This is a genomic window from Nonomuraea sp. NPDC050394, from assembly GCF_044459065.1.
In the GTDB taxonomy this organism is placed as follows: Bacteria; Actinomycetota; Actinomycetes; order Streptosporangiales; family Streptosporangiaceae; genus Nonomuraea.
Window position 1 is genome coordinate 104518 of the sequence record NZ_JBITIO010000019.1, and the last position, 26913, is coordinate 131430.

The 26913-nt window shown below is 70.3% G+C and carries 28 protein-coding genes; 16 read left to right on the forward strand and 12 right to left on the reverse strand.

Annotated elements, in window-relative coordinates:
* Nucleotides 1-288: 288 nt before the first annotated feature.
* The 6 genes from ACIBKY_RS47110 to ACIBKY_RS47135 all read left to right on the forward strand — a co-directional run bounded on the left by ACIBKY_RS47110 (nt 289) and on the right by ACIBKY_RS47135 (nt 5424).
* The gene (locus ACIBKY_RS47110) at nt 289-1719 is read left to right on the forward strand and encodes an aldehyde dehydrogenase family protein (protein WP_397107835.1); all 1431 of its coding nucleotides are present in this window, start codon (nt 289-291) and stop codon (nt 1717-1719) included.
* Nucleotides 1704-2600: a CoA transferase subunit A gene (locus ACIBKY_RS47115; protein WP_397107837.1), complete on the forward strand. Its 897-nt coding sequence runs from the start codon at nt 1704-1706 to the stop codon at nt 2598-2600. The genes ACIBKY_RS47110 and ACIBKY_RS47115 overlap by 16 nt, the downstream gene beginning before the upstream one ends.
* The gene (locus tag ACIBKY_RS47120) at nt 2597-3388 is read left to right on the forward strand and encodes a CoA-transferase subunit beta (RefSeq protein ID WP_397107839.1); all 792 of its coding nucleotides are present in this window, start codon (nt 2597-2599) and stop codon (nt 3386-3388) included. Before ACIBKY_RS47115 ends, ACIBKY_RS47120 begins: the two co-directional genes overlap by 4 nt.
* Nucleotides 3385-4203, forward strand: coding sequence for a citrate/2-methylcitrate synthase (locus tag ACIBKY_RS47125; RefSeq protein WP_397107841.1), 819 nt, complete (start codon nt 3385-3387; stop codon nt 4201-4203). The genes ACIBKY_RS47120 and ACIBKY_RS47125 overlap by 4 nt, the downstream gene beginning before the upstream one ends.
* Nucleotides 4204-4327: 124 nt before the next feature.
* Nucleotides 4328-4933, forward strand: a complete 606-nt coding sequence (locus ACIBKY_RS47130) for a hypothetical protein (protein ID WP_397107843.1) — start codon at nt 4328-4330, stop codon at nt 4931-4933.
* An 11-nt stretch (nt 4934-4944) separates the two neighbouring features.
* A complete protein-coding gene (locus ACIBKY_RS47135) occupies nt 4945-5424 on the forward strand; it encodes a GNAT family N-acetyltransferase (protein ID WP_397107845.1) in 480 nt (159 codons plus the stop codon).
* On the opposite strand, the gene ACIBKY_RS47140 is transcribed toward ACIBKY_RS47135, so the two are convergent.
* Nucleotides 5400-5897, reverse strand: a complete 498-nt coding sequence (locus tag ACIBKY_RS47140) for a GNAT family N-acetyltransferase (protein ID WP_397107847.1) — start codon at nt 5895-5897, stop codon at nt 5400-5402. The two genes, ACIBKY_RS47135 and ACIBKY_RS47140, sit on opposite strands and share 25 nt — an antisense overlap.
* A gap of 46 nt (nt 5898-5943) precedes the next feature.
* On the opposite strand from ACIBKY_RS47140, the gene ACIBKY_RS47145 reads away from it, so the two are divergent.
* The 3 genes from ACIBKY_RS47145 to ACIBKY_RS47155 all read left to right on the forward strand — a co-directional run bounded on the left by ACIBKY_RS47145 (nt 5944) and on the right by ACIBKY_RS47155 (nt 8662).
* The gene (locus ACIBKY_RS47145) at nt 5944-7089 is read left to right on the forward strand and encodes a pyridoxal phosphate-dependent aminotransferase (protein WP_397107849.1); all 1146 of its coding nucleotides are present in this window, start codon (nt 5944-5946) and stop codon (nt 7087-7089) included.
* Between the two features lie 170 nt (nt 7090-7259).
* The gene (locus ACIBKY_RS47150) at nt 7260-7868 is read left to right on the forward strand and encodes a TetR/AcrR family transcriptional regulator (protein ID WP_397107851.1); all 609 of its coding nucleotides are present in this window, start codon (nt 7260-7262) and stop codon (nt 7866-7868) included.
* A gap of 5 nt (nt 7869-7873) precedes the next feature.
* Entirely contained in the window at nt 7874-8662 is a 789-nt protein-coding gene (locus ACIBKY_RS47155) for a hypothetical protein (RefSeq protein WP_397107853.1), read from the forward strand.
* Here the strand turns inward: ACIBKY_RS47155 and ACIBKY_RS47160 are convergent.
* The 3 genes from ACIBKY_RS47160 to ACIBKY_RS47170 form a co-directional block, all read right to left on the reverse strand.
* A complete protein-coding gene (locus tag ACIBKY_RS47160) occupies nt 8659-9390 on the reverse strand; it encodes an MBL fold metallo-hydrolase (RefSeq protein ID WP_397107855.1) in 732 nt (243 codons plus the stop codon). The two genes, ACIBKY_RS47155 and ACIBKY_RS47160, sit on opposite strands and share 4 nt — an antisense overlap.
* A 75-nt stretch (nt 9391-9465) precedes the next feature.
* A complete protein-coding gene (locus ACIBKY_RS47165; protein ID WP_397107857.1) occupies nt 9466-9714 on the reverse strand; it encodes a DUF397 domain-containing protein in 249 nt (82 codons plus the stop codon).
* Complete coding sequence (locus ACIBKY_RS47170) at nt 9711-10529, reverse strand: Scr1 family TA system antitoxin-like transcriptional regulator (RefSeq protein WP_397107859.1); 819 nt, start codon at nt 10527-10529, stop codon at nt 9711-9713. The genes ACIBKY_RS47165 and ACIBKY_RS47170 overlap by 4 nt, the downstream gene beginning before the upstream one ends.
* A gap of 139 nt (nt 10530-10668) precedes the next feature.
* Here ACIBKY_RS47170 and ACIBKY_RS47175 point away from each other — a divergent pair, with 139 nt between their 5' ends.
* Nucleotides 10669-11013, forward strand: a complete 345-nt coding sequence (locus ACIBKY_RS47175) for a hypothetical protein (RefSeq protein WP_397107861.1) — start codon at nt 10669-10671, stop codon at nt 11011-11013.
* On the opposite strand, the gene ACIBKY_RS47180 is transcribed toward ACIBKY_RS47175, so the two are convergent.
* Nucleotides 10932-11366 carry an NUDIX domain-containing protein gene (locus tag ACIBKY_RS47180; RefSeq protein WP_397107863.1) on the reverse strand — a complete coding sequence of 145 codons (435 nt, stop codon included), beginning with the start codon at nt 11364-11366 and terminating at the stop codon, nt 10932-10934. The two genes, ACIBKY_RS47175 and ACIBKY_RS47180, sit on opposite strands and share 82 nt — an antisense overlap.
* A 172-nt stretch (nt 11367-11538) precedes the next feature.
* Here ACIBKY_RS47180 and ACIBKY_RS47185 point away from each other — a divergent pair, with 172 nt between their 5' ends.
* Complete coding sequence (locus ACIBKY_RS47185; RefSeq protein WP_397107865.1) at nt 11539-13101, forward strand: alkaline phosphatase family protein; 1563 nt, start codon at nt 11539-11541, stop codon at nt 13099-13101.
* Nucleotides 13102-13746: 645 nt separating this feature from the next.
* Here ACIBKY_RS47185 and ACIBKY_RS47190 read toward each other — a convergent pair.
* Nucleotides 13747-14040: an ArsR/SmtB family transcription factor gene (locus ACIBKY_RS47190; RefSeq protein ID WP_397107867.1), complete on the reverse strand. Its 294-nt coding sequence runs from the start codon at nt 14038-14040 to the stop codon at nt 13747-13749.
* Nucleotides 14041-14149: 109 nt separating this feature from the next.
* Between ACIBKY_RS47190 and ACIBKY_RS47195 the strand changes: the two genes are divergently transcribed.
* Nucleotides 14150-15040, forward strand: a complete 891-nt coding sequence (locus ACIBKY_RS47195) for a TIGR03620 family F420-dependent LLM class oxidoreductase (protein ID WP_397107869.1) — start codon at nt 14150-14152, stop codon at nt 15038-15040.
* Nucleotide 15041: 1 nt separating this feature from the next.
* Here ACIBKY_RS47195 and ACIBKY_RS47200 read toward each other — a convergent pair whose 3' ends face one another.
* Entirely contained in the window at nt 15042-15674 is a 633-nt protein-coding gene (locus tag ACIBKY_RS47200) for a DUF47 domain-containing protein (RefSeq protein WP_397107871.1), read from the reverse strand.
* A 646-nt stretch (nt 15675-16320) separates the two neighbouring features.
* Nucleotides 16321-17259 (reverse strand): inorganic phosphate transporter, encoded by a 939-nt coding sequence (locus tag ACIBKY_RS47205; RefSeq protein WP_397107873.1) that lies wholly within the window; start codon nt 17257-17259, stop codon nt 16321-16323.
* Between the two features lie 558 nt (nt 17260-17817).
* On the opposite strand from ACIBKY_RS47205, the gene ACIBKY_RS47210 reads away from it, so the two are divergent.
* From ACIBKY_RS47210 to purU, 4 genes are read left to right on the forward strand one after another with little or no spacing between them, the layout of a single operon-like run.
* Nucleotides 17818-18924, forward strand: a complete 1107-nt coding sequence (locus tag ACIBKY_RS47210) for a pyridoxal-phosphate-dependent aminotransferase family protein (protein WP_397107875.1) — start codon at nt 17818-17820, stop codon at nt 18922-18924.
* A 4-nt stretch (nt 18925-18928) separates the two neighbouring features.
* Complete coding sequence (locus ACIBKY_RS47215; protein ID WP_397107877.1) at nt 18929-19879, forward strand: LysR family transcriptional regulator; 951 nt, start codon at nt 18929-18931, stop codon at nt 19877-19879.
* The gene (locus ACIBKY_RS47220; protein WP_397107879.1) at nt 19876-22242 is read left to right on the forward strand and encodes an FAD-dependent oxidoreductase; all 2367 of its coding nucleotides are present in this window, start codon (nt 19876-19878) and stop codon (nt 22240-22242) included. The genes ACIBKY_RS47215 and ACIBKY_RS47220 overlap by 4 nt, the downstream gene beginning before the upstream one ends.
* On the forward strand, nt 22239-23078 hold the full coding sequence (purU, locus tag ACIBKY_RS47225) for a formyltetrahydrofolate deformylase (RefSeq protein ID WP_397107881.1): 840 nt from the start codon (nt 22239-22241) through the stop codon (nt 23076-23078). The genes ACIBKY_RS47220 and purU overlap by 4 nt, the downstream gene beginning before the upstream one ends.
* Here purU and ACIBKY_RS47230 read toward each other — a convergent pair.
* The 4 genes from ACIBKY_RS47230 to ACIBKY_RS47245 are packed head-to-tail and all read right to left on the reverse strand — an operon-like array spanning nt 23075 to nt 26658.
* Entirely contained in the window at nt 23075-23425 is a 351-nt protein-coding gene (locus ACIBKY_RS47230; protein ID WP_397107883.1) for a VOC family protein, read from the reverse strand. The genes purU and ACIBKY_RS47230 overlap by 4 nt on opposite strands.
* Entirely contained in the window at nt 23422-24204 is a 783-nt protein-coding gene (locus tag ACIBKY_RS47235) for a helix-turn-helix domain-containing protein (RefSeq protein ID WP_397107884.1), read from the reverse strand. The genes ACIBKY_RS47230 and ACIBKY_RS47235 overlap by 4 nt, the downstream gene beginning before the upstream one ends.
* 7 nt (nt 24205-24211) lie before the next feature.
* On the reverse strand, nt 24212-24625 hold the full coding sequence (locus ACIBKY_RS47240; RefSeq protein WP_397107886.1) for an NUDIX hydrolase: 414 nt from the start codon (nt 24623-24625) through the stop codon (nt 24212-24214).
* Nucleotides 24622-26658: a prolyl oligopeptidase family protein gene (locus ACIBKY_RS47245; protein ID WP_397107888.1), complete on the reverse strand. Its 2037-nt coding sequence runs from the start codon at nt 26656-26658 to the stop codon at nt 24622-24624. Before ACIBKY_RS47245 ends, ACIBKY_RS47240 begins: the two co-directional genes overlap by 4 nt.
* Between the last annotated feature and the right edge of the window lie 255 nt (nt 26659-26913).

Here is a 26913-nt window from a genome sequence, read left to right on the forward strand (position 1 = left end):
TATCTACCCTTCTGAGGGATTTCGCACCGAATGCTGGCTTATGTCGGATATCCCTCGGGCTTCAAGGAGGTGAATTCGGGGTGAACTCGCGCCTTGCCATCGAGAGGGGTGGCTTTCGGCATGTCTAGTCCAGGTGTACGGCCCGGCCAATGTGTGATTTGCCTATGGCGGCCATAGGCAGAGGCGTATAGCCGCTGCCTATCGGGGGCATCAGGCTTATCCCCCTTGTCCGGAACATCCCTGGCAATGAGGCTTTGCCGTACCAGACCATGAGAGGAAAGGAACTCGATGGCGACGATCCCGAGTCGCTACCTGCTCAACCACATCGGAGGCGAATGGCGTGCCCCCGAGAGCGGGCAGACCCGGCCGAACATCAACCCGGGCGACGTCTCCGACCACATCGGGGACTTCGCCGAGTCCGGCGGCGCCGACGTCGAACTGGCCGTCGAGGCGGCCGGCGCGGCCATGCCGGCGTGGAAGGCGCTCGGGCCGATCAAGCGGGCCGAGTACCTGCGTGCCGCCGAGCGCCTCATCGAGGAGCGGGCCGAGGACTTCGCCCAGGCGATCACCCGCGAGCAGGGCAAGCTGCTCAAGGAGGCTCGCGGCGAGGTGAAGCGGGCCCTCGCCATCCTCGACTTCACCGCGGGGGAGGGGCGCCGGCTCAAGGGGGAGACGCTGCCGGCCGAGGAGCCGCGCACGTTCGCCTACACCTTCCGCGCGCCCATCGGCGTCGTCGGGCTGGTCACGCCATGGAACTTCCCGCTGGCCATCCCGATGTGGAAGGTCGCGCCCGCGCTGCTGGCCGGGTGCGGGGCGGTGCTCAAGCCGTCGCCGTTCACGCCGCTGACCGCGGCGCTGCTGGTGGAGGCGTTCGTGGACGCGGGCGTGCCCGCCGGGGTGCTCAACCTCGTGCAGGGCGACATCGCCGCGGGTGAGGCGCTGGTCTCCCACCCGCGGGTGGCCGGCATCAGCTTCACCGGATCGCTGCCGGTGGGCCTGGCCATCCACACCGCCGGGGCGCCCCGCCTGCTGCGCACCCAGCTGGAGCTCGGGGGCAAGAACGCCGTGCTGGTGCTGGCCGACGCGGACCTCGACAAGGCGGTGAAGGCCACGGCGTTCGGCGCCTTCGGACAGTCGGGGCAGCGGTGCAGCGCCACCTCACGGGTCGTCGTGGACAAGGCGGTCAAGGAGCAGTTCCTGGACAAGCTGGTCGCCGAAGTCGCCCAGATCAAGGTCGGCGCCGACATCGGCCCGGTGATCAACGAGGCGCGCATGCAGGCCTGCCTGGACGCGATCAGAACGGCCCAGGAGGCCGGCGCGAAGGTCGTGGCGGGTGGCGGGCGCGCTCCCGGCAACGGCTTCTACGTCGAGCCGACCGTGCTGCGCGACGTGCCGTGGGACAGCGAGATCGCCCAGGAGGAGATCTTCGGGCCGGTACTCTCCGTGGTCGACTGTGACGGCTTCGACGACGCCATGCGCATCTCCAACTCCGTCAGGTACGGCATGAGCGGCACCATCTTCACCCAGGATCCGGCCCTCATCTTCGAGGCGCTGGAACGCTTCGAGGCCGGGATGCTGCACGTCAACCGGCCGGGCGTGGGCGCGTACGCGCACCTGCCGCACATGGGCGCCAAGCTGTCGCAGTTCGGCCCGCCCGAGTGCTCGCCGCAGGTCTGGGACTTCTACACCGAGTGGCGGTCGGCGTGCGTAAGTTACTGACCGCCACCGAGGCCGTGTCCCGGTTCGTCGAACCCGGCGCGGTCGTCGGCATGGGAGGCCAGAACATCAATCGCTGCCCGATGGCGCTGGTCCACGAGGTGATCAGGCAGGGGATCGGCGGGCTCACCGTGGTGGGCTGCAACCTGTCGCTGCCGCTGGACATGCTGGTCGCGTCCGGGCTGGTCGCCCGCACGGAGCAGGGCACGGGCAACCTTGAGCGGTACGGCACGCTGTTCGCCTGGCGGCGGGCGGTGGAGCGGGGCGAGGTGTCGGTGGGCGACCACTCCCACCTGGCCATGGCCACGCGGTTCGCGGCGGGGGCGCTCGGGCTGCCGTTCCTGCCGACGCGCAGCCTGCTCGGGACGGATCTGCTGGAGGACCTGGTGACCTCCGGGGTGGCCGTCGAGTCGGTGGATCCGTGGACGAACAAGCCCGTGGTGCTGCTGAAGGCGTTGACGCCGGATGTGGCGGTGATTCACGCCAATCGCGCCGACACTTCCGGAAATATCGTGATCGAGGGGGTTACGTCGCATGAAGTGGACATGGTCCGGGCGGCGCGCGTCACCATCGTCTCGGCCGAGCAGGTACTGCCCGCCGGTGCCTTCGCCGACCGGCCCGAGCAGGTGACCATCCCCGAGGCGTACGTCACCGCCGTCGTCGAGCAGCCCTTCGGCGCCTTCCCGACCTCCGTGTACCGGGCCTACGACTTCGCCGAGGCGGAGATCAAGGAGTACCAGGCGCTGGGCCGTACCGGGGACGGGGAGTTGCGCGCGTGGATCGCGGCCAACCTCGGCGGCGGATTCGACGACTACCTCAAGAACCGCGACGCGTCCGGCGCCCTGCGCGACGGCCTCGTGGAGCAGATGCGGAGACTGGTGTGAGCGGCGTGACGCGGGGAGACGGCGGGGCGCTGCCGCGCGAACTGCTCGTGGTCGAGGGCGCCCGGCAGATCCGCGACGGCGACCTGGTCATCGTGGGCACCGGGCTGCCGCTGCTGGCCGCCACCCTGGCGCAGAAGACGCACGCCCCCGAGGCCAAACTGGTCATCGAGTCGGGGGTGGTGTTCCCGAAGGTGGTGCCCACCCCGGTCTCGGTCGTGGACCCGAGGCTGATGCGCGGCGCCGCCCGGCACGGCTCTCTGTTCGAGGCGCTTGGCGGGCTCGTGCAGCGGGGGCTGGTCAGGACCGGGTTCCTGGGCGGCGCGCAGGTGGACGAGTACGCGAACATCAACTCCACCTGGGTCCCCAGGCCGGACGGCTCGCAGGTGCGGCTGCCGGGCAGCGGCGGGGCGAACGACATCGCCAGCCATTGCTCGCAGGTCGTCATCCTGACAAATCATGAAAGGCGGCGGTTCCCGGCCCGGTGTGACTACATCACCAGCCCGGGATTCCTGGGCGGGCCGGGGGAACGCGCCAAAGCCGGGCTCGGCCCCCTGCGCGTCAAGGTCGTCACCGATCTGTGCGTGATGGAGGCCGAGGACTCCGCCCTCACCGTCACGGCGCTGATGCCGGGTGCGACGGCGGACGCCGTACTCGAGCACACCGGTTTTGTCCCGAAATTTAGTGAATCGCTGGACCTTGTGGTCCCGCCGGACCCCGAGGAGATCCGCCTCCTGCGCGAGGAGATCGACCCGGCATGTGTGTACTTCCCAGAGAGGAAACCCCGTTGACCGACAAGAAGCCTTTCGCCTGGGAAACGGCGATCGCGTGGAAGAACAAGGACCGCATCGTCGTACGCGGCTACGACGTCAACGAGCTGACCGGCAACATCTCCTTCGCCGAGCACTTCCACCTGGTGCTGAAGGGTGAGCTGCCCACGCCCGAGGTCGGCAGGATGACCGACGCGATCATGGTGAACATGGCCGAGCACGCGATGTCCCCCTCCTCGGCCACGGTCCGCTTCGCCACCAGCGGCGGCGCCGAGCTCAACTCCGCCGTGGCCGCCGGAGTCGCCGGGATCGGCCGCCTGCACGGCACCGCCGACCGCCCGGCCGAGTTGTTCCTCAAGGTCGCCGCGCGGGCCGAGGCGGAGGGCATCGCCGACACCGAGGCCGCCGCGAAGGTCGTCGCCGAGATGCGCGCGGTCAAGGAGCGCATGCCCGGCTTCCACCACGCCCAGCACATCCGCGACCCGCGCACGGTCCGCCTGATGGAGCTGTCGGACAAACTCGGCGTCACCGGCCGGTACGTCACGATCGCCCGCGCGATGGAGGACGCCACCGAGGCGGTCTTCGGCCGCCGGATCTGGATCAACGGCCCCGGTGCCATGGGCTGCATCGGCCTCGACATGGGCTACGAGCCGCCGCAGCTCAAGGCGTTGTTCATCGTGTGCAGGTCGCTGTCGCTGTGCGCGCACTCGATCGAGGAGATGACCAGGGAGAAGGGCTGGCGCGCCTCGTCGAACTCGCACATGGTCCAGCCGCTGGACCTGTCGATGCAGGGTCCGGACAACTACGACGGTCCGGCAGACCGCACGCTCGGCTAACCAGCGGTGACGCCTGGGACCAGTGGTGTCCATTAGCGGACAAAGGGCATTCTGGTCCGCCGGGTAGGCGATAGCGTGATCGCTTCGGGGTCGGGGGGCTTCGCGCTCAGGCCTGGAGGCACGCATGGCGGTGAGGTCTCCCGTGTCCGCGGCGATCTCGATGGTGATGGCGTTCGGACTCGGGACGGCGGGCGGGTGCGGCCACGCAGACCGGCCGGGCGGCCGCGTTCCCGAGACCGCCGCCCTGTCCTTCCTGCCGCGGGTCGCGGTGCCCGACCTCGTGGGGCGCCAGCTCGCGGTGGTCCAGCGTGAGGTGCAGGGCCTCGGTCTGGTCCTCGCGCCGAAGGGCATCTCGCCGCTGTCGGTCTGCCGCCCGGACGAGGTCTGCCGCATCTTCGCGGTACGGCCCGCCCCCGGCACCAAACTCGCCTGGGGCGCCAAGGTCGAGGTCTCGTTCCTGACCGCCGCCGAGTCCCGCTTCTACCGCGAGCACCCCCGCATGCCGCGCGTCGTGGGCAGAAGCGGCGCGTGGGCGGCGATCGTGTTCCAGCCGGTCATGGGCCTGGTGGACGTGGCGACCCAGCCCGAGCGCGGCCTGCCGCCCGGCACCGACCGGGTGTTGCTCCAGTCGCCCCAGCCGGGCACGCCGCTGGTGTTCGGCCAGCCGGTCAGGTTCGTCGTGGGTGAGAATCGGGGCAGCCGGCCGTGCGGTGTGCGCTGGTGGTGCTGAGGGGAGACGGCATGGGAGACGGCATGGTGGCGATCAGGCGGGCCGGGACACAGGACGGCGAGCGGCTGCTCGACCTGCGGCTGGCGCTCGACGCGGAGTCGAGCTTCATGATGCTGGAGCCGGGCGAGCGGGACAGGACGACGGACGTGGGGCCGTTCGTCGTGGTGGCCGACGACTCGGGGGTCGCCGCCGGGTATGTCGAGGTGGAGGTGCTGCCTTATGCCCGCGCCCGCCGTACCGGATATGTGGTGATGGGCGTGCGGGCCGCGTACGGGGGGCAGGGGCTCGGCAGGAGGCTGCTGGAGGCGGCCGTCGAGCAGGCGGGCGAGGAGGGACTGCGGCGGCTGGAGCTCACGGTGATGTGCCACAACCGGCGCGCACTCGGGCTCTACGCGGCCTGCGGCTTCCTCGTCGAGGGACTGCGGCGCTCGGCCCTGGACGTGGCGGGCGAGCGGGTCGACGAGTACTACATGGGGCTTGTGCTGCCGTAGAGGTGCACCCGCCGGCCGCGGTAGTCGAGGTCGCGCAGGTGGCGGTGGCCGATGCGCTCGGCCACCGAGATCGAGCGGGTGTTTCCCGGCAGGATCAGCGAGATCACCTGTTCGGCGCCGAGTTCGGTGAAGCAGTAGCTCAGGGCGGCCCTGGCCGCCTCGGTGGCGTAACCCTTGCCCCAGTGCTCGCGGGCCAGGCACCAGCCGACGCCCAGTCCGGGAAATCCGTGGGGCTGCCAGGGTCCCGCCCGGCCGACGAAGCTACCGCTCGCCTTCTCCTCCAGCGCCCAGTGCGAGTAGCCGAGGATCTCGCGATGACCGATGAACGTGGCCAGGCTGCGCCAGGCGTCGGCCGGCGAGGTGCTCACGGTCTCGGCGAGCCCGCCGGCCACGTCGGGGTCGGCGAGCATGGCGGCGTAGGCGTCGAAGTCGGATCCGGTCAGCGGACGCAGAATCAGCCGTTCAGTTTCCATGATCCCAGTATTGACAGCCGGGGCGCGCGGAGAGACCGTGTTCCATATGCGGAACAATTCCCGCTTTGCCCATGTCCAGACCTTCGACATCGACCGGGTGGCCGCGGCCGCCGGAGCCGACCCCGACGTGCTGCGCATGGAGAACCTCGACACCGACGTGCCACCGCCGCCGAACGCCGTCACCGCGACCGCGCAGGCGCTGGCCACCGGCCAGGGCAACAGCTGGCTGCCCTTCAACGGCCTTCCCGTGCTGCGTGAGGCGCTCGCCGCCGACCTGCGCGAGCGCACCGGCCACGACTACGACCCCGCCCGTCAGATCGTCGTGACCTCCAGCGGCACCGCCGCGGTCATGCCCGTCCTGCTCGCCACCACCGAGCCGGGCCAGCGCGTGGTGCTCACCGACCCGACCTACGCCGGCCTCCTGCAGCGCGTACGGCTGGCCGCCGCCCGGCCCCACCTGGTGCCGCTGCGCGTCGACGGCGGCATGTGGCGCCTCGACCGTGACGCGCTCGCCCGGGTCACCGAGGCGGCGGCGATCATCATGATGAGCCCGTCGATGCCCGCCGGCGTCGTCCTCACCCACGAGGACTGGACCGCCGTGGCCGAGGCCTGCGAACGCCTGGACGCCTACCTGATCTACGACGCGGCCATGGAGCGCATCGTCTTCGACGGCCACCCGAGGATCAACCCGTGCCGGGTGGACGGCCTGGCCGGGCGGACGATCATCATCGGCTCCATGTCGAAGGAGTACCGGATGATCGGCTGGCGGATCGGCTGGGTGGCGGGACCCGCCGACATCCTGTCCCGCGTGCTGACCGCGGTCACCTACAACACCACGGTGGCCGGCGGCTTCGCCCAGATCGGGGCGGCCGTCGCGCTCAGCGAGCCCAGCGGGGTGGCAGAGGCGGTCGCGGAGTACCAGGCCCGGCACGAGGCCGTGGTCCGCCAGCTCGACGGGCTCCCGCTGGTCCGGGCGGCGGGCGGCTGGTCGTGCCTGGTGGACGCCGAGGAGCTCGGCCTCGGCGCCAGGGAACTGTCCGACCGCCTGCTGGCACGCGGCAGGATCGCCGCCACCCCGATGACCGCCTGGGGCGATGAGGTCGCCCGCCGGTACGTCCGGCTCGTGTACAGCAACGAGCCGGTCAAGCGGCTCAGCGAACTGCGCGACCGGTTCGCCGCCGCCCTCGCCTAACCCGTCCGGGGGAGCAGCGGCGCCTGCGCCGCCGCGCCGATCACCCGGCCCCCCGCCGTCGCGGCCAGCTGCACCAGCAGGCTGCCCACCTCGCCTCAATAGCGGAGGGCAACGCTCCGGAAGGAAGCTATAACGGAGCGAAGCGCTCCGCAAGCCGCTATCCTGACCGCATGAGAGGCAGGCAGGCCGAAGCCCGGCGTAACGACCTCAAGCTGCTCGAAGCCGCCCTGGAGGTGTTCACCACCCAGGGCTTCGACGCGCCCGTCTCGGCCATCGCCAAGCGGGCCGGCGTCGGCATGGGCAGCCTCTACCGGCGCTACCGCACCAAGGAGGAGCTCCTGCAGCGGCTTGCCGTGATCTCCATGGAACGCGCGGCGGGCGCGGCCGAGGACGGGCTGCGCGAGGAGGACCCCTGGCTCGGCCTGGCCGGATACATCCGGGCCTGCGTGGACTTCGGCTCGGGCAGCCTGGCGCCGGTGGCCGGGACGATCGTGGTCACCGAGGAGATGTGGCAGGTCAGCGAGCGGGCCGGCGCCGCCATCGGCGAGCTCATCGGCCGTGCCCGCGCCGCCGGCGCGCTGCGGCCCGACGTCACCGACCTGGACATCGCGCTGCTCATCGAGCAGTTCAACCGGCCCGTGGCCGGGGTGCCGCACCTCAGGGACCGGCTGCTCACCCTCGCCCTCGACGGGCTGCGCACGCCGGAGACGACTCCGCTGCCCAGCCCCGCTCCAGATCGTCATTGGTATGAATCCCGATGGGGTGAACGGCTACCGTAAGACACGTGGCGGTTACCAGTTTCGACGACCTCTTCCGCGACCTCGCGCCGGGCGCCACCGCCCAGGCCGCCGGCATCGCGCGTGGCTACGCCGGTCCGCCGGCCAGATCCATCGCCGCCAGGGCCGGGCTCGACCGGCTGCGCTGCGCCTCCCTGCTCAAACCGCTCTACGCCTGGGCCGCCGCCGCGCACATCGGCGACACCGAGCGCTGGCGCCGCCACGCCGAGCCCGCCGTCGTCGTCTCCTCCAACGCCGACACGCTCAACCTCTGGCTGTCGGTGGGGCCCCGGGTCATCCTCGACACGATCGCCCGCCGTACCGGGGTCGCCTGGTCGCCGCCCACCTCCGACCCGTCGCGCTTCGGCTCCGTCGAGATCGCCGCCGACGAGGTCGCCACCGCCTACGCCGTACTCGCCCAGGCCGCCCTCGCCGGTGAGCCCGTCGCCGCCGCGATCCTGGGCTGGATGCGCGAGGTCGGGGCCGGGCAGACGTACGGCGCGCGCGAGGCGCTGGGCGATCCCGGCGCCGCCGTCAAATGCGGCTGGTACGGCGCCGCCGACGAGACCTGCCTGCGCACGCATGCCGTCGGCATCCTGCCCGGCCCCGGCACGCGGGTCGCTGTCGTGGTGGCGCTGACGGCGCAGCCGTACACCGACGAGATGGAGCGGGAGATCTACCAGGCCAGGGTCGCCGAGGGGCTCGCGGTCGAGGCCGAGCACGAGAAGGTCGGCGGCGAGCTGCTCCGCGGTCTGATGGCCACCACCCTGTCCGAGCTGGGCGACCGCTCCGCCTAGAGGTCCAGCACGAGCCCGGCGCGGGCGACGGAGACCTTGCCCGCGAACTCCGCTCCGGCGGCCTCCAGAGCGGGCCGGTCGGTGTGGCCGGGCCACAGATGGGTCAGCACGAGATGGGCCACTCCGGCCGTGGCGGCGACCGTCCCGGCCTGCCGTGCGCTGGACAGGTAGGGCGCGTCCTCCTCGGGAACCGTCTCCGGATAGGTGGCCTCGGCCAGGTAGACGTCGGCCTGCCCGGCCAGCTCGACCAGCGCCGGGCTCGGCCCGGTGTCACCGGTGTAGGCGAGCGTGGCGCCCCCGGCGCTCAGGCGCAGGCCGGCGTTGGGCAGGTGGTGCGGCAGGTCGAAGACCCGCAGCCGGAAGGGTCCCACCTCGCCGTCGGCCACCTCGTTCAGGCGGAAGCTGCCCGCCAGCATGCTCGCCTTGTCCAGCGCCAGCACCGCGTCGAGCGCGCCCGGCGGCGCGTACACGGGCAGCGCGGCGGGCGGCCGGTCGCCCAGGGCACGGGCGCGCAGCAGGGGATTGAGGTCGGCGCAGTGGTCGGGGTGGCCATGGGTGACCAGCACGGCGTCGATCTGCTCGGCGGTAACGATCTCCAGGAGCCTCGGCAGCGTGGCGTAACCGGGGTCGACCAGCACCCGGAAGCCCTCGTGCTCGACGAGGTAGCCGCTGCACGCCTCGCCCGCCGCGGGCCAGGCCCCACATCCCCCCAGAACGGTCAGTCGCATCAGATCATGCTCCCATGTGCGGGCACGCGCGTACCCACACATGGGATGGACATGTCTGGCGGGGGCCGGGCCTGACTACGGAATCGGCCGGATCAGATCGTCGAATTCGCCGTCCTTCATGCCGAGGCGGAAAGCCTCCCACTCGGCTTCGGTGAAGTACAGCCGCGGTCCGTCGGGGTCCTTGGAATCGCGCAGGACGAAGAGCCGGTCCTGGTCGGACTTGTGCGTGGCGGTGTCCCCGGTTGCGGCGAGGACGGCCACTTCAACGCAGTCTCCGCCGTTACTACCGCTTCGGCGGGACTTACGCCATTGGAGAGCGCTCATATCTCCTCCTCTACCTTCGAAAGCAAATCTAGGCTTGGGTGAACGGGTAAGGCGAGTGACCGGATGACGTCATACCTCCGTACGATCGACTCGACATCCGGGGGACGATCGGATACGTACCCCTCCCTGGCCGATTCCACGTAGACGAGATCAGGTTCTCCCGGGACTTTCGCGATGACGAACGCGCCGGTGAGCCCGGCCAGCGCCGGGGACTCCTTGGGGACCACCTGGACGCTGACGTTGGGCAGGTCGGCGGTCTCCAGCAGCGAGCGCACCTGCCCGCGCATGGTCGCCGACGAACCCACCTGCCGGTGCAGTACCCACTCGTCGAGCACCGCCCAGTACATGGGCGGGTCCGGCCGGTGCAGGATCGCCTTCCTGGTCATGCGCGCCGCCGCGGCCTCCTCGGCCTGCTCGGCGGTGGCGGCGGGCTCGCGCATCAGCACCTCGCGGGCGTAGTCCTCGGTCTGCAGCAGGCCGGGAACCAACAGCGGCTGCCAGGTCTGCAGGGTGCTGGCCGACTCCTCGATCTCCAGCCAGGGACGGAACCAGGCCGGGTAGGCCGCCTGCCGTACCAGCGGCCACAGCCGGATCAGCTCACCGCGGGTGTCGAGAACCTCGTCGGCCCGCTCGGCGAAGTCACGCGAGGGCGTGCGCTTGGCGAGCTCGACCGCGCACACCAGCGACAGCGAGTAGTTGAGCCGCTCGGCGAGCTGTTCCTGCGACAAACCCATACGAACGCGATGTTCGCGGAGTTCCGCGCCAAAAAAGGCAAGCGGGCTCGAACCAGGATCGAGTTCGCGGGCGGAGGGCATCGGGTGCTCCAGGGGGTTCTACACGGTTCTACAAACGAAGCCTCGAGCCATACAGTCTTGTTCTTCCTTGTACCTAGGGTAGTCATCCGAGTGCACTCTGGTATCAAGAATGCGCCAACGACAAGGACATGAGGTACCAATGTCTGCTGTCCACACAGAACGGTCGGAGGATGAACAGCTCGAGCTGCTCGGCTGGGTCCAGGAGGGCCTGGCGGCGCTGGGCGTGCGGGCCCTGCTCGTCCGCCGGCTGCGGCTCACCCTCGCGCAGAACCGCTACCACCCACCCGAATCCGACGGGCCCGTGCTCGTCGCCGGGCCCGTCACCGTCAGCGTCGACGGCTGTTACGTCGTACGCCGCGGCGACACGGTCGCCGTCCTCGGCGAGGTCGATGAGACCGTCGCCTACATCAGTTCCCTGATCACCTCGGCGAGCTCCGGCGGCTCGACCGAATCGGGTAGCGCGTCCACGGCGAACCACCCGTAACCCAGGTAGGTCTGACGCTCCTCGAGAGTCAGCGATTGGTCGGTGCACTCAGGCGACACCGACCTCAATCGCGCCAGGAAGAACGGCTCCGTCTTCACGTACCGGATCCCCAGCCAGGTGAAGTCGCGGGCCACGTCGACATAACGGTCGGTCACCACGTCCCCCGGCAGTCCGGTCTCCTCGGACAACTCCCTCCGGGCCGCGTCGATCGGCTCGTCTCCCGGGTGGAGTCCGCCACCCGGCGGCTCCCAGAGATCCAGGCCGCTGACATGGTCGCGCCAATGCATGAGCAGCACCGAGCCCTCGCCGTCCAGGCAGACGACGCGCGCGGCAGGACGGTCGCTGGTGCTCAATTGGGCCCCCTGAATCCTTGATGGAGAACATCGGAAAGATGGTCTTCACGTCTCTCCCGCCGCCGGAGATCCTCAAGCGGAGCCCCCTGGCTCGGAGCCCTCTGACTTGGAGCCCCCTAGCTCGGAGCCCCGAGTGACTTGACCGGAACCGCGAGCGAGGAGAGAAACGCCCGTGCGCAGAATCGCGTCAGCCGCCTTATTGGTCCTGGCCGCCGTGGTCGTCCCGGCACCCGCCGCTTCGGCCGATCCCGGAACCCCGGAGAACAAAGTACTCAACTCCAGCGACGCCCCTCTAGGCGCGGTCGCCGTACCGGCCGTGGCCGACGGCATCAGCTCCGACAAGGTGCTGGTCATCGGCATGGACGGCCTGCGCCACGACCGCATCGCCGCCGCCGACGCCCCCAACCTCGACAACCTCATCACCACCGGCACCTTCGGCGCCAGCCTCCTGTACACCAACCCCATGGCCGCCACCTCCAGCGGCCCCGGCTGGTCCACGATCGCCACCGGCGTCTGGCCCGACAGGCACGGCGTCAAGGACAACTCCTTCAGCGGCAAGCGCTACGACCTCCACCCCGACTTCCTGACCCGGCTGGAGAACCTCAACCCCGCCTACTCCACCTTCGCCGCCCTCGACTGGAAACCCCTCGGCGACCAGGGCACCTTCGGCACGAAGATCGACTCCAGGGTGATCCTGGACGGCGACGCCAACGGCTACCCCGCCGAGGATGCCCGCATCGCCACCGCCGCCGAAACGGTCCTGCTCCGGCAGAACCCCGACGCCGCGTTCGTCTACTTCGGCAACACCGACATCGTCGCCCACAACAGCGGCGCCGCCAGCCAGGCCTACCTGCGCGCCATCGCCACCCAGGACGCCTACGTCGGCCGCCTCCTGACCGCCATCAAGGCCCGGCCCACCTACCCGGGCGAACGCTGGACCATCGTCGTCACCACCGACCACGGCCACACCGACGGCGGCGGTCACGGCGGCTCGTCCATGGAGGAGCGGCGCACCTTCGTCCTCGCCGCCGGACCGGGCATAGCCGCCGGAGCCCGGCCACTCGACACCAGGCTCGTGGACGTGACCGCCACCGTCTTCAACGCACTCCGCCTCGGTGCTCCCGCCGGAATCGACGGCAGGCGGATCGACCAGCGGACCGGCGACCCGTTCGAGAACGTACCGCTGGCCGGACGGGTCGACGAGACCGGCATACCGGCGGGAGTGCTGGGCTTCAGCCACAGCGTGCCCGCCTCCTGGACCTTGGACACCTCGCGGATGCCCAGCGGCGGCGTGCGGGAGTGGCGCGGATGGTCGCTGACCACCGACGAGTTCTGGTCGCGGGCACAGCGGGACCAGTGGCGGGAGCTCAACGTCCGCAGCCGGGGAACGTTCGCCGTCGCCGACTCCGACGAGTGGGACGACAAGTCGCATGGTTCAGGGCCGTTCGACTCCACCCTGGTGACCGGGGGCCATCCCGTGGCCGGGAAGTCGTCCGTCCGGGTGGGATACACCACGCACTACCGGCCAGAGGGGGCGCAGAAGGCGCAGGTGCTGGTCTCCTTCGACGGCGGGGGCGACGTGCTCGTCAAGAACTACACCGCCGAGACCGTCTCCCAGGTGGAGAGCCTCGTGGTGGGGGTGCCGGCCGGCGCCTCGACGATGAGGGTGAAGTTCCGGTACTTCGACGCCTCCAACAACTGGTACTGGGCAATCGACCAGGTCACCGTCTCCTGACCACCCACTTCTGGCAGGGCTTCTGGTACGGCGGGGCGGCCTGGTGGGCGGGCTCCGCCGTACATGCTGGGCCGATCACACACCCACACCCTCACTCGCCCCGCACCCAACCCAACGCCGCGCCCGACTCACCCCGCACAGCACCCGCCCCCCGCCCCCCGCACGACCCGCACCCCGCACGACCCGCACCCCGCCCGACGCCGCACCCCGCCCAACCCCGCACCCCACCCCGACGCCGCACCCCGCCCGACGCCGCGCCCGACCCCCACACCCAACTCGACGCCGCGCCCGCACTTCGACCCGCGCCCGCATCCGACCCGCACTCACCCCTCGCGCGTCCCCGGCGCCTCTACACCGGCCCATCACGCGTCCAGCGACACCTCTCGTGCGCCGACGTGCCCTCACATGCGACCGCGCGGGTCCGCACTCACCCCACGCGCGTCCGTGACGCCCCCCACGCTTCCGCCAACTCGCCTCGACGCCCCATCTCGATGTCCTCCCGCCCCGACACGCACATGCCTTCGCAGGTTCGCCCAAGCGCTCTCCCCGGGGCGACCACGCGCTCGTCCCGGAGCGCCGGTGGAGACCCGCGCCGTTGGGATGCTTGCACGGTTGGGAGACCCGCGCCGCTGGGATGCCCGTGCCCTAAGGCTCCGGCGCGCCCTCGTCCTCGCCCAGCACGAGCGTCAGCAGCCCAGGAAACCGGGCGTCGAACTCGGGCCTGCGTAGCCGGTTGAGGCGACGGGCGCCTTCGTCGCGCTGTTCGAGCAGCCCGACGGCGCGCAGCACCGAGAAATGGTGGCTGAGCGTGGACTTGGCGATCGGCAGGTCGTGGAAGGTGCCGCAGGGCCGCGTCCAGTCGGGCACCGACGCGAGCTCGCGCACGATCCGCCGCCGCATGGGATCGGCCAGGGCATCCAGGGCAGCCTGAAGGCTCACCTCGACCGGAGAGGTGTGGCTGAGTGACCGCGTTCTGTTCGACTGCGATCGAACACTCGTATACTGTTCCATCTCAGTCGAACACTCTACCCTCAAGGAGGCCCCGACGATGGACGGTCGCATCGGCGTCTGGCACCCGCTCCTGGGCCGCGGTCCCGCACAAGCGTCACGGCAAGCCGCCGCCAAGCTGGAATCCCTGGGCTACGGCACGCTGTGGGTCAACGAGGGCCCAGGCAGCCGGGAGCCGTTCGCGGCCGCCGCCATCCTGTTGGCGGCGACGCGGCGCGTGGCAGTGGGCACCGGCATCGCCAACATCTGGGCCAGGGACGCCACGGCCATGGCCGCCGGTGCCGCCACCCTGGGCGAGGCCTTCGAGGGCAGGTTCATCCTGGGCATCGGCGTCAGCCACGGCGTCCTGGTGGAAGACAGGGGCCACACCTACGCCAAGCCGGTCAGCGCCATGCGCTCCTACCTGGACGCCATGGACCAGACGACCACCGACGTCCCCACCCCGGCGCACCCGGCCCCACGCCTCCTGGCGGCGCTACGCCCGAAGATGCTGGAGCTGTCCCGCGACCGAGCCTCCGGCGCCCACCCCTACTTCGTCCCCCCGGAGCACACCGCGAAGGCCCGCGCCATCCTGGGCAAGGACCGCCTCCTGGTGCCGGAGCAGGCCGTACTCCTGGAGCCTGACCCGTCAACGGCCCGCCAGATCGCCCGCGCTCACATGCACCACTACCTACAGCTCCCCAACTACACCAACAACCTGAAGGACCTGGGCTTCACCGAGGCCGACCTGGCGGACGGCGGCAGCAACCGCCTGGTGGACGCCATCGTCGCCTGGGGCACCGAAGAGTCGGTGGCGAAGCGCGTCCAAGCCCACTGGGACGCGGGCGCCGACCACGTGGCCCTCCAGCCCCTGTCCCCGGAACGCCCCAACCTGGACCACGCCCTGACCCAGCTCGAACACCTGGCCCCGGCCCTGGCCCTGCAGCCCTAGTTCACCGCTTCATGGCCCCGTCGGCGATGGCGTCGGCAGCGTCCCCGATCGCCATCCCGACAATCTCCAGCCGCCGTACGAGCTCCCGCTCCTTGAGCGCCAGGGAAGTAACCTCGCCAGAGAAGATCCGCGAAATCTCATACTGGTACATCCGCCGAATGGCTCCACCAGCCTTCTTCGCCTCCAGCGCGTCATGAGCGGCGGCGGAGGGCCGGGCCGCGAGATTCCGCACCGCATCCTCAAGCGCGTCAATGCCCACGATCACCTGGTCAAGCATCGGCGAAAACCGAATCTGATCCGGCACCCGATAAAGATGCGACTCCCGCACAAAGTCCCGCAAAGAATCCAGCACATCATCAATAGACCGCGACAGCCGAAACAAATCCTCGCGATCAATAGGTGTGACCAGCGCACTCTTCAACTCATCCACAAGCCTGCGCCGCTCCTCGTCCCCCAGATGCTCGATGGCCCGCATCTGCTCGTGCGCCCCCGTCCGCCCCACCTCCCCGCCGATCATCGCCATGGCCAGCCAAGCCCCGGCCTTGGTCGCCTCAAGCTGCCCCAGCAACGCCCCAGTCAGCGCCCGATCCATCCGCCCCGCAACAAGATCCCGAACCCGCCGCAACCGCCCCACCACTCCCACCCTCCGCTCCACCACCCACCCACTTACAGCCCCACTCCCACCCTCCGCTCCACCACCGCCTCACTGACGGCCCCGCCCCACCCCACCTTCCGTTCCACCGCTCACTCACCTGCGGTCTCGCCCCCGCTCCCAGCCACCGTCCGCTCCCCGACGGCCCCGCCCCACCCCTCCCTCCGCTTCACCGCTCACTCACTTGCGGTTTCGCCCCGCTCCCAATCACCGTCCGTTCACTGACCGCCCCACCCCACTCCACCTTCCGCTCCACCACTCACTCACTTGCGGCCTCGCCCCCGCTCCTGGCCACCGCCCACCAGGCCCGCCTAACACCCAGCTCCTTCTGCACCCCAGGGCGCCGTGCGACGTGCAACCGCATCTCCACCCGGCCCCCGGCGCTGCCCTGCGGACAATGCCCACCTACAGGCCGACGTGCCCCGGGCGGCGACGGGTGGTGGAGGCGATGGCCTCGGGTCACCCGGATCTCCTCGTGTGCTCGGTGCTTCGGTACGGGGAGCGGTGTCTCGACGCGGGGGTGCTCGTGGTCAAGCCAGGTCAGGGGGTCGCCCTGGGGGCCTGGATGCGCCGGCAGGCAGGCGATGTGGGCGGGTTCGGGTATGTGAGGTCATCGGGTCGGCGTGGTTCATGGGATGGCGGTCTTGGCTGTCCAGGCGGCCATTCCGGCCAGGAGGGCGCTGGCGGGGAGGGTCAGGAGCCAGGCGGTGGCGATTTTGATGGCCGCGTACCAGCGGACTCGGCCGCCGCCCCCGGACATGCCGGCGCCGATGAGGGCACCTGCCACCGCTTGGGTCATGCTGACCGGCATGCCGGCTGCGGCGCTGGCGATGACCGCGCCGCCGGCGGCCACCTCGGCGGCCACCCCGTGCAGGGGGCGCGAGACGATGATCTCGCGAGACAGAAGGCGGCCCGCCTTCGGGAGGCCGTACAGGGCGCCCAACCCGAAGAGGGCGGCGGTCCAGGTGGTCATGCCCAGGCCGAGGTCCGTGGTGCCGATGGCGATGACGAACACCGCCAGCATCTTCTGGCCGTCATTGGCGGCATAGGCCACGCACTGCACAATGAACGCCACCCGATGCCAGCTGGGCAGGCTGTGAGCGTTGGCCAGGCGGAGCAGCAGGAGCGTGACCGCCCCCGCCGCCAGTGCGCCGACCACCGGGGCCGCCAGTCCGAACCCCAGCACCAGCGCCACCGAACCCGCTGACACCGGTAATCCCCACCCGAGCCCGGCGCCGGTCAGTCCGCCGACAATGGCCAAGGTGAGGCTGGTGGGACGGCCCTTCGCACTTAACACCAGCACGACTGTCAGCGAACAGATGACGGCGATTGTCATCGCATATCTGCCGCCCGGATCGTGGAACGTGGCCAGACGATTGACGAACGTCAGCGCCACCTGATGCGTTGCCAGGGGGATCAGTGCCACCATCGCGACGAGGGTGAGGAGTCCGGTGGCGGGCCGTACCGTCGGGAGTTTGAGGCCGGTGGCCAGGATCGCGCCGCCGTCGTTCATGCCGGAAACGATCGCGAACAGGCCCGCGACCACGACCAACACGATGACGTCCAAGGGCATGCGCTCCATCCCATTCCGCCCGGACCTGCCCAGGCAAGAGGCATTCGGCTATGGCGCCCATAGCCCCCTTTCGCCCTCTCCCTCACTTGCCGCCGCCTCGTGCCAGCCACGCCCACGTCCCCTCGTGCTCTCGCCGCGCGCCGCTGTTCTTGCGGACCGCCGGTATGTGCGACTCCGCCACGGAGCTGTTGCCTTCGGCGGTGATCGGGTTGGCCTGTGTCGGGCCGCTTGTTGGGTGGGGGCGGGGGAGCGGGCGGTGGGTACGGGCGCGGGGCGGGGAAGGGGCGAGAAAACAGGACGGGGACGGGTGGGGGATGGTGCGGCAAGGGGGTGAGGGAAGGGGGCGGCAAAGGGGTGGGGCTGAGGGGTGGGGTGGGAAGGGGGCGGCAAGGGTGGGGCTGAGGGGTGGGGGGGTGGGTGGGCAAGGGAACGGGGTGGGGTGGGTGGGCAAGGGGGAAACGGTTATGGGGGGTATAGGGAAAGGCGGCTGTCACTACGGTGACCTGGCCAAGTAGCGTCCGTAATGCCCGATACCTTCCCAAGATCGAGTGGATGATGGACGAAGAGCTCATTCTGTTGAATCCCGGTCCGGCCTGTACCTCGAAGCGGGTCAAGGACGCCCTGCTCCGTGGCGACCTGTGCCACCGCGAGCCGGAGTTCACCGAGCTGCTGTTCAGGATCCGGGAGGCGCTGCCCCGTTCCCTGAACCTCGGCGGCACCCACGAGGCGCTCCTGGTCACCGGCTCCGGGACGGCGGCCATGGAGATGGCGGTCATCAGCTCCGTCCGCCGGGGCCGCGGCGTGATCATCGTGAACAACGGCGTTTACGGTGACCGGATGATCAGGATCGCCAAGGCGCACGGCATCCCGTACCACGAGGTCAGGAGCGAGTGGACGGTCCCGGCCGATCCACGGGCGGTGGAGGCGGCGCTCGCGGAGCACGCGGACGTCGATGCCGTCGTCTGCGTGCACCACGAGACCACCACCGGCCTGATCAACCCGATCAAGGAGATCGGCGAGGTCGTGGCGGCCCAGGCCCACGGGGCGTTGTTCGTGATCGACGCGATCTCCGGTACGGCGATCGAGGATCAGGACCTGTCCGAGGTCAAGGCGGACGTCGTCTGCGGCACCGCCAACAAGGGGCTCCATGGGCAGCCGGGCATGTCGTTCATCCTGTGTAGCGAGCGGTCGATCGAACGCATCCAGGAAGTCCCCGAACGCAGCCTCTACCTGAACGCGGCCAGCTACCTGAAGGGCCAGCGCAAGGGCGACGTGCCGTTCACCCCGGCGGTCCAGGTCTGCTACGCGCTGGACGAGGCGATCAAGGAGTACGAGGAGGCGGGCGGGTTCGCGGCCAGGACGAAGCTGTATCGGGAGCGGGCGGCGCTGGTGCGGGGGCAGTTCGAGCGCCTCGGGCTGCGGATTCTGGTTGATGAACGGTTCCGGTCCAACACGGTGACGATGCTTCACCTGCCGGAAAGCGTGACGTACGCATCCCTTCACGACGAGCTCAAGAAGCGCGGATACGTTATCTACGCTGGTCAAGGGCAGCTTTCGCGAGATTTCTTCCGGATCTGCACCATGGGGGAGATCCCCTGGCACCAGCTGGAGCGGCTGGAGGACGCGCTCCGGGAGTCCATCGAGGCAGCTAGGGGTTAACGCGATGCAGCTCAACCTGCACCGGCTCTGGATCTTCATGACCGTGGTCGAATGCGGCGGCTTCTCGGCGGCCGCGCAGAAGCTCTATCTGAGCCAGCCATCGGTTTCGCACCAGGTCAGGCAGCTTGAGCAGTCGCTTCGCACCACCCTGATCGACCGCAGCGGCGCGCGCATCAGGCTGACGCCCGAGGGCGAGGTCATGCTGGAGTACGCCAAGCGCGTCTTCCTCCTGGCCGACGAGGCAGTGGCGGCGATCCGCCAGGTGTCGGGCCTGCAGACCGGCACGCTGGTCGCGGGCGGTACCACCACGGTCGGCACCTACCTGCTGCCCCCGCTCCTGGCCGCCTTCCGCGACCGGCACCCCGGCATCGAGATCGGCATCCAGGTCGGCAACGCGCAGCAGGTCGAGCGCGGGCTGGTCGACGGTGAGATCGGCGTCGCGGTGCTGGCGGGCGAGCCGAGCGCCGCGCAACTGGTCAGTGAGCCGATCCTGGAGGATCGCCTCGTCCTCATCACGCAGCCGGGCCACAAGCTCGCCTCCACCGGTATCGCCGCAGGCTCCTCGGCCGCGCGTACGGCGGAGCCGCACGAGCTGGCCGGCGAGCTGTTCCTGATCCGCGAGCCGGGCTCGTCCACGAGGGAACTCCAGGAAGAGGCGCTGGAGTCGTGGGGTCTGGAAGCGGCCGGCCGTACCGAGATATGGGGGCCGGAGACGATCAAGCAGGCCGTCGCGGCCGGGCTGGGCGTCTCGCTGCTGTCGGAGCACTGCGTGGAGCAGGAGCTGGCCGACGGGCGGCTGGCGGCGGTGGCGGTCTCGCCGGTGCCGAAGCCGCGCCCGATCGTCCTGGCCCACCGCCGCGACCGCCTGCTCGGCCCCGCCGAGCAGGCCTTCATCGCCATGCTGCGGAACGTGCGCAGCTGGCCGGGGATCAACAGGTTGAGGAGCATTTCTTGAAGGCGCTGCCCTCCCGCGCGCAGGTTGTGATCATCGGTGGCGGCATCGTCGGCGCCAGCGTGGCCTACCACCTGGCCGAGCTCGGCTGGACCGACGTCGTGGTGCTGGAGCAGGGGCAACTGTCCTGCGGCACCACCTGGCACGCGGCCGGGCTCGTGGGCCAGCTGCGCAGCACCGAGAGCATGACGAGGCTGATCCAGTACAGCACCGACCTGTACGCGAGGCTTGAGGCGGAGACCGGCTTCGGCACCGGCTGGAAGCAGTGCGGCAGCGTGAGCGTCGCCCGTACCCGCGAACGCATGACGCAGCTCAGGCGCACGGCCGCCCAGGCCCGCAACTACGGTGTGAGCGCCGAGATCATCACCGCCGCGCAGGCTCGGGAGTTGTGGCCGGTCATGCGGGTGGACGACGTCGTGGGCGGTGTCTGGCTGCCGGGCGACGGCAAGGCCAACCCCTCCGACCTCACGCAGGCGCTGGCCCGCGGCGCCCAGCGGCGCGGCGTGCGGGTGATCGAGCGCGTCCGCGTCACCGGCGTCACCGTCAAGGACGGTGTGGTGAGATCGGTGCGCACGTCCGAGGGCGAGATCGAGGCCGATTACGTCGTCAACTGCGCGGGCCAGTGGGCCAAGGAGATCGGGCGCATGGCCGGGGTGACGGTGCCGCTGCACTCCGCCGAGCACTTCTACGTGGTGACCGAGCGGATCGAAGGCGTCCGCCCGGACCTGCCCGTCCTGCGCGACCCGGATGGCTATGCCTACTTCAAGGAGGAGGTCGGCGGCCTGGTCGTGGGCGGGTTCGAGCCGGACGCGAAGCCGTGGGGCATGGACGGCATCCCGTACCCGTTCGAGTTCCAGCTTCTGGAGGAGGACTGGGACCAGTTCTCGATCATCATGGAGAACGCGATCCACCGCGTCCCCGCCCTGGAGACGACCGGCGTGCGCATGTTCTACAACGGCCCGGAGTCGTTCACGCCGGACAACATGTTCCTGCTCGGCGAGGCGCCCGAGGTGCGCGGCTTCTTCGTCGGCGCCGGCTTCAACTCCGCGGGCATCGCCTCGGCGGGCGGCGCGGGCCGGGCGCTGGCCGAGTGGATCGTGAACGGCGCGCCGACCAGCGACCTGTGGCCCGCCGACCTGCGCCGTTTCGCCCGCTGGGCGGACAACGACACCTGGCTGCGCGACCGCGTCACCGAGACGCTTGGCCTGCACTACGCCATGTCGTGGCCGAACAAGGAGCTGGAGACGGCCAGGCCGCTGCGCCGCTCGCCGGTGCACCACCTGCTCGCCGCCGCGGGCGCGTGTTTCGGCTCGAAGATGGGCTGGGAGCGGGTCAACTACTTCGGCAAGCCGGCCCCCTATACCTTCGGCAGGCCCGGCTGGCAGCCGCGGGTGAACGCGGAGATCCACGCGTGCAGGACGGAGGCGGCGCTGTTCGACCAGACCTCGTTCGGAAAGTTCACGCTCAAGGGCCGGGACGCGGCGGCGGCGCTGCAGTGGCTGTGCACGGCCGACGTGGACGTCGAGGTGGGCCGGGTCGTCTACACGGGCCTGCTCAACGACCGGGGCGGCTACGAGTCGGACCTGACGGTGACGCGGGTGGCGCACGACGAGTACCTGATCGTGACGGGTTCCGCGCAGAGCACGCGGGACTTCGACGTCATCTCCAAGGGTCTCGGCGAGCACCGCGCCGTCCTGGTGGACGTCACCGGTACATACGCCGTCTTCAGCGTCATGGGCCCCAAATCACGAGAAATCCTGCAAAGCGTGTCGAAGGCGGATTTTTCGGCGTTCGCCGTCGGCTCCTCGCGGCTCGTCGACCTCGGCTACGCCACCGTACGCGCCACCCGGATGACCTACGTGGGCGAGCTGGGCTGGGAGCTGTACGTCCCGTCCGAGTTCGCCGTCACCGTCTACGAGACCCTGCTCGCGACCGGCCTCACCCAGGCCGGCTACTACGCCATCGAGGCCATGCGCATCGAGAAGGGCTACCGCGCGTGGGGCCGCGAGCTCGGCCCCGAGGTCACGCCCGCCGCGGCCGGACTCCGCTTCACCTGCAAGAAGACCGGCGGCTACCGAGGCGAGGACCGGGCCATGGACGACCGGGGCCGCCACGTCGTCTCCATCGTGCTCGACGACCCCGAGGCCCACCTGTGGGGCGGCGAGTCGTTGCTGCGCGACGGCGAGCCGGTCGGCTACGTCACCTCCGCCGCCTACAGCCCGACGCTCGGCACCTCGGTCGCGCTCGGTTTCGTGAGCGATGCCGCGATGGAGAAGGCTCAGGTGGATGTCGCCGGAGAGATGTACTCTGCCCAGATCAGCCGTAAGGCGCCCTACGATCCCACCTCTTCGAGAGTGAAGGCATGAGCACATCCGAATTCGTCCTGACTCTGTCCTGCCCCGACCGGCCCGGCGTCGTCGCCGCGGTCTCGGGTCTGCTGGCCGAGCACGGCTGCAACATCAAGGAGAGCCAGCAGTTCGGTGACGAGCGGTTCTTCATGCGGGTGCAGTTCACCGCGTCCCTTGCCGAGGACGAGCTCAGGGCGGCCTTCGCCGCCCTGGCCCCCGAATTCGCCATGGAGTTCACGCTGCGCGACGTGGCGCGCAAGATGCGGGTGCTCATCATGGTCAGCAAGTTCGACCACTGCCTGAACGACCTGCTCTACCGGGTACGCTCCGGCGCCCTGGACATCGAGATCGTCGGCGTCGCCTCCAACCACCCCGACCTGCGGCCGCTCACCCAGTCCTACGGCATCGACTACCACCACCTGCCGGTCACCCCCGAGACCAAGCAAAGGCAGGAGGCCGAGGTGCTCACGCTGGTCGAGCACTACCAGGCCGAGCTGGTCGTGCTGGCCCGCTACATGCAGGTCCTGTCGGAGGACCTGTGCGAGAAGCTCGCCGGGCGGGCGATCAACATCCACCACTCGTTCCTGCCGTCGTTCAAGGGCGCCAGGCCGTACCACCAGGCGCACGCGCGCGGCGTCAAGCTGATCGGCGCGACCGCCCACTACGTCACCTCCGACCTCGACGAGGGCCCCATCATCGAGCAGGAGGTCGCGCGGGTCAGCCACGGCCACACGCCCCAGGACCTCGTGCGGATCGGGCGGGACGTGGAGTGCGTGGCGCTGGCCAGGGCGGTGAAGTGGCACACCGAGCAGCGGGTGCTGCTCGACGGTCACAAGACCATCGTCTTCCCCTAGGGGCGGTAGGTGCCGAAGTACCAGGTGTTGCCCTCGGGGTCGGCGCAGCCGTACTCGCGGGAACCGTAGGGCTGGTCGACCAGTTCCATGGTGATCGTGGCGCCCGCCGCCTTGGCGTGGTCGTGGTGGGCGTCGGGGTCGTCGACGGCGACGTAGATGCCCGGCCCGCCCGGCTGCCCCTTGCCGATCATGATCATGTCCTCGCCGATCAGCAGTTCGGCGTGTACGACCGCGCCCGAGTCGTCCTTGCTGACCTCGTGGGCGGTGAAGCCGAAGGCGGCGGCCAGGAAGTCGATGGCCTTGGCCAGGTCCTCGTAGCGCGCGAGCGCGAAAACAGTGCGTGTCATACGGCCGAGTCTGCCGTGGCCGCCGCCGGGGGTCTTGGAAAAATCTGACCGGGTGTCTCGCCGCAGAGCAGGCGGAAGTCCCTGTTCATGTGCGCCTGGTCGTAGTAGCCGCACAAGGCCGCGGTCTGGGCGGGCGGGACGCCGGAGCGCAGCATTCGCCGCGCCCGGTCCAACCTGATCAGCCTCCCCACCGCCTTGGGCGCCAGCCCGATCTCGTCGTGGAAGCGCGCGACCAGATGCCGGTGGCTCCAGCCGAGCTCGTCCGACAGGGCCGCCGCGCTCACCGAGCCGCCGGACTCCAGCAGCCGCGCCCAGGCCCAGCCGATCTCGCCGCACGGCTCGGGGCCGCCATGGATACGCGTGGTCAGCATCGACTCGAACAGCGCCAGCCGTTCCGGCCAGCCCTCCACCTGGCCGAGCCGTTGCGTCCAGCCCGCGAGCAGATCGTCGGCCGGGAGCACCAGGTTGGTCAGCTCACGCATCGGCAGGCCGTACAGGCGACGTGCCCCGAACGGGGTGAGCAGCGCCTCCACGCCCTCGGTGGGCGCCTGGGTCGTGGTGACGGTGTAGCGGTCGGACAGGCCGCCGGTGAAGGAGGTGAACCGGCCGGCGCCGACCTGTATCGGCGCGCCGAACCCGATGATGAGCACGGCGCCCGGCAGGGCCGGTTCCAGGCGGACGTGGGGCTGCGCGTACCGCTCGCGGTAGGCGTACAGCCCCATGACGTACGGCCGCAGCACGGGCCCGGGGACCCGCTCGACCATCGTCAGGTCGTCCACACTCCGACTATAGGTGCCCGCTCTTCGGCCGCGCGCGCAGCAGTTCGAGCCCGCGGTCCACGACCTCGGAGCGCTCCAGCCCCTCCACCTCGGCCAGCGGGAACCACGCCGCCTCGTCGGTGCTTCCGCCCACCTCGAAACGCAGCTCACCGCCCACGACGCGCGCCTCCCAGAACAGCCGCACCGCCTGGAACTCCGGCCGGGGATGGAAGCTGTTGACGCCGATCAGCACCTCGGGCACGACCGTGTAGCCGGTCTCCTCCTCGACCTCGCGCACCACCGCGTCGTAGGGGTCCTCGCCGTGCTCGACGCCGCCGCCCGGCAACGTCCAGTGCCGGGTCTCCCCGTTGACGTAGTGGGCGAGCAGGATCTCCTCGCCGCGCACGATCATGCCGTACGCGGCCAGCCGCCGCCGGTTCACAGCCCCGTGTTCCGCGCCAGGAAGGTCAGGGTGTCGGCCGACAGGTCGATGGTGCGGCTCAGGGACCGCGCGCCGTGCCCGACCTCGGTCTCGTTGCGCAGCAGTACCGGCCGCGAGGCGCCGCTCGCGTGCTGCAGGGCCGCGCACATCTTCCACGCGTGCAGCGGGTGCACGCGGCTGTCGGACTGGAAGACGGTGAACAGCGTCGCGGGGTACGGCACGCCCTCCCGCACATGGTGATAGGGCGAGTAGCTCCACAACCAGCCGAACCCCTCGGGGTCCTCGGCCGAGCCGTACTCCACGTTCCACGTCGCGCCCAGGCCGAACAGCTCGTAACGCACCATGTCGAGCAGCGGCGCCGAGCAGACCACGGCCGCGTAGAGCTCCGGCCGCTGGGTGAGGGCGGCGCCGACCAGCAGGCCGCCGTTGGAGCCGCCGGAGATGCCGAGCTGCGCGGAGGTGGTGACGCCGGTGGCGATCAGGTGCTCGGCCGCGGCGTGGAAGTCGTCGAAGACGTTCTGCTTGTTGCCGAGCATCCCGGCGCGGTGCCAGTCCTCGCCCTCCTCGCCGCCGCCGCGCAGGTTCGCGATGGCGTAGACGCCGCCCGCCTCGACCCAGGTCAGGATCGAGGCCGAGTAGCCGGGCGTCATGGAGATGCCGAAGCCGCCGTAGCCGTTGAGGATCGTCGGGCGCGGGCCGTCGCGGTCGACCGGCTCGATGATCAGCATGCGGACCTCGGTGCCGTCCTTGGAGGTGTAGACGGCCTGCGAGGTCTTGACCGGCGGCACGTCGACCGCGCCGGGGGAGGCCGCCCACAGCGTGGTCTCGCCGGTGCGGGCGTCGTAGCGCTGGATGGTGGGCGGGGTGGTGTTGTCGGTGTAGCCGAACCACGCCTCGTGGCCGCCGTCGGGACGCTCGGAGATGCCGCCGATCGAGCCCAGCCCCGGCGTCGGCACCTCGCCCAGGCGCTCGCCGTCCTCCAGGCGGTGCACGCTGATCTCGCTGATCGCGTGGCGGGTCCAGCCGACCAGCATGACCGGGTCGGTGAGATCGTCCAGGATCGCGAAGTCCGACAGCACCGCCTCGGCGTCCTCCGGGATCAGGTCGCGCCAGACCTGCGGCTCGGCGGGGTCGGCCAGGCAGATCCGGCCGCGCGGGGCGTCACGGTCGGTGTGCACGTAGAGGCGGCCGTCGCGGCCGAAGTGCAGCCCGGTCTGCGCGTCCACGCCCTCCTGGACGACGACCAGGCCGGGGTCGTCGAGAGGGGAGGCGGTCAGGTCGGCCACCCAGAGGTCGTTGCGCGGAGCCGTACCCTCCGAGGCGGAGATCTGCAGCCAGCGGCCGTCGCGCGAGACCGAGACGCCGTAGTAGTTCGTCATCTTCAGCCCGGCGCCGAAGATCATCACGTCGTCCTCGGTGGAGGTGCCGACGCGATGCAGGTAGACGCGGCGGTGGAACTGCCGCTCGTTCTCCGGAACCTCCGTGCCCGGCAGGCGGCGCACGTAGTAGAAGGCCTCGCCGCCGGGCAGCCACGCGATGGGGGAGTAGCGGCAGCGGTCGATCGGCCCCTCCAGTCGCGTGCCCGTCGCCACGTCGATGATGTACAGCACCGACTCCTCGTCGCCGCCCACCGAGATCTGGTACGCCAGCAGCCGCCCTTCCTTGTCAGGCTGCACCGCGTCGAGCGTCGTCAGCCCCGAGGGGTCGATCGCCATGGGGTCGATCAGGGGGCGCTCGGCGCCGTCGGGATCCACGACGTAGTAGACCGCGTGCTCCTGGCCGGGCATGCGCCGGGAGAAGAAGTACCGCTCGCCGCGCCACACCGGGACGCCGACCGAACCCGACTGCAGAAGCTCCTCGATCCGCTCGCGGAAACGCTGCGGCTTCACCTGATCCTTGTACAGCGCTTCCTGCCCGAGCAGCCAGCCCTGGGTTTCCGGGCTGTCCGGGTCCTCAAGCCAGCGATAGGGATCGGGCACCGGGGTGCCGTGCAGGTCGTCGACGAGCTCTTCTCGGCGTGCGGTCGGATACATGCCCTTGACCCTACCGGCGGGGCGTAAAGCGCAGGTGATCCGGGCATAAAACACACCGTGCGTCCCTCTAGTTCGTTAAGAGGTGGCGGGATGCGCTCTTTTGACGACAGACTTGGGCAGAGGGCGGCGCCGTGGTGACACCATCCGTCGGGCCGTCCGGCGGAGGTCCACGTGACGGAAGCATCAGTGCCCCAGGAGGGGCCGCCAGCCGGGACATGCCACGGCATGTCCCCTTTGATACGCGCCCAGCGGGGA

Bases quoted from the DNA above. Each gene is read 5' to 3' on its own strand.
- ACIBKY_RS47110 (WP_397107835.1), top strand. From the start codon at position 289: ATGGCGACGATCCCGAGTCGCTACCTGCTCAACCACATCGGAGGCGAA.
- ACIBKY_RS47130 (WP_397107843.1), top strand. From the start codon at position 4,328: ATGGCGGTGAGGTCTCCCGTGTCCGCGGCGATCTCGATGGTGATGGCG.
- ACIBKY_RS47135 (WP_397107845.1), top strand. From the start codon at position 4,945: ATGGGAGACGGCATGGTGGCGATCAGGCGGGCCGGGACACAGGACGGC.
- ACIBKY_RS47140 (WP_397107847.1), bottom strand. From the start codon at position 5,897: ATGGAAACTGAACGGCTGATTCTGCGTCCGCTGACCGGATCCGACTTC.
- ACIBKY_RS47145 (WP_397107849.1), top strand. From the start codon at position 5,944: ATGCGGAACAATTCCCGCTTTGCCCATGTCCAGACCTTCGACATCGAC.
- ACIBKY_RS47150 (WP_397107851.1), top strand. From the start codon at position 7,260: ATGAGAGGCAGGCAGGCCGAAGCCCGGCGTAACGACCTCAAGCTGCTC.
- ACIBKY_RS47160 (WP_397107855.1), bottom strand. From the start codon at position 9,390: ATGCGACTGACCGTTCTGGGGGGATGTGGGGCCTGGCCCGCGGCGGGC.
- ACIBKY_RS47165 (WP_397107857.1), bottom strand. From the start codon at position 9,714: ATGAGCGCTCTCCAATGGCGTAAGTCCCGCCGAAGCGGTAGTAACGGC.
- ACIBKY_RS47170 (WP_397107859.1), bottom strand. From the start codon at position 10,529: ATGCCCTCCGCCCGCGAACTCGATCCTGGTTCGAGCCCGCTTGCCTTT.
- ACIBKY_RS47175 (WP_397107861.1), top strand. From the start codon at position 10,669: ATGTCTGCTGTCCACACAGAACGGTCGGAGGATGAACAGCTCGAGCTG.
- ACIBKY_RS47195 (WP_397107869.1), top strand. From the start codon at position 14,150: ATGGACGGTCGCATCGGCGTCTGGCACCCGCTCCTGGGCCGCGGTCCC.
- ACIBKY_RS47210 (WP_397107875.1), top strand. From the start codon at position 17,818: ATGATGGACGAAGAGCTCATTCTGTTGAATCCCGGTCCGGCCTGTACC.
- ACIBKY_RS47215 (WP_397107877.1), top strand. From the start codon at position 18,929: ATGCAGCTCAACCTGCACCGGCTCTGGATCTTCATGACCGTGGTCGAA.
- purU (WP_397107881.1), top strand. From the start codon at position 22,239: ATGAGCACATCCGAATTCGTCCTGACTCTGTCCTGCCCCGACCGGCCC.
- ACIBKY_RS47230 (WP_397107883.1), bottom strand. From the start codon at position 23,425: ATGACACGCACTGTTTTCGCGCTCGCGCGCTACGAGGACCTGGCCAAG.
- ACIBKY_RS47245 (WP_397107888.1), bottom strand. From the start codon at position 26,658: ATGTATCCGACCGCACGCCGAGAAGAGCTCGTCGACGACCTGCACGGC.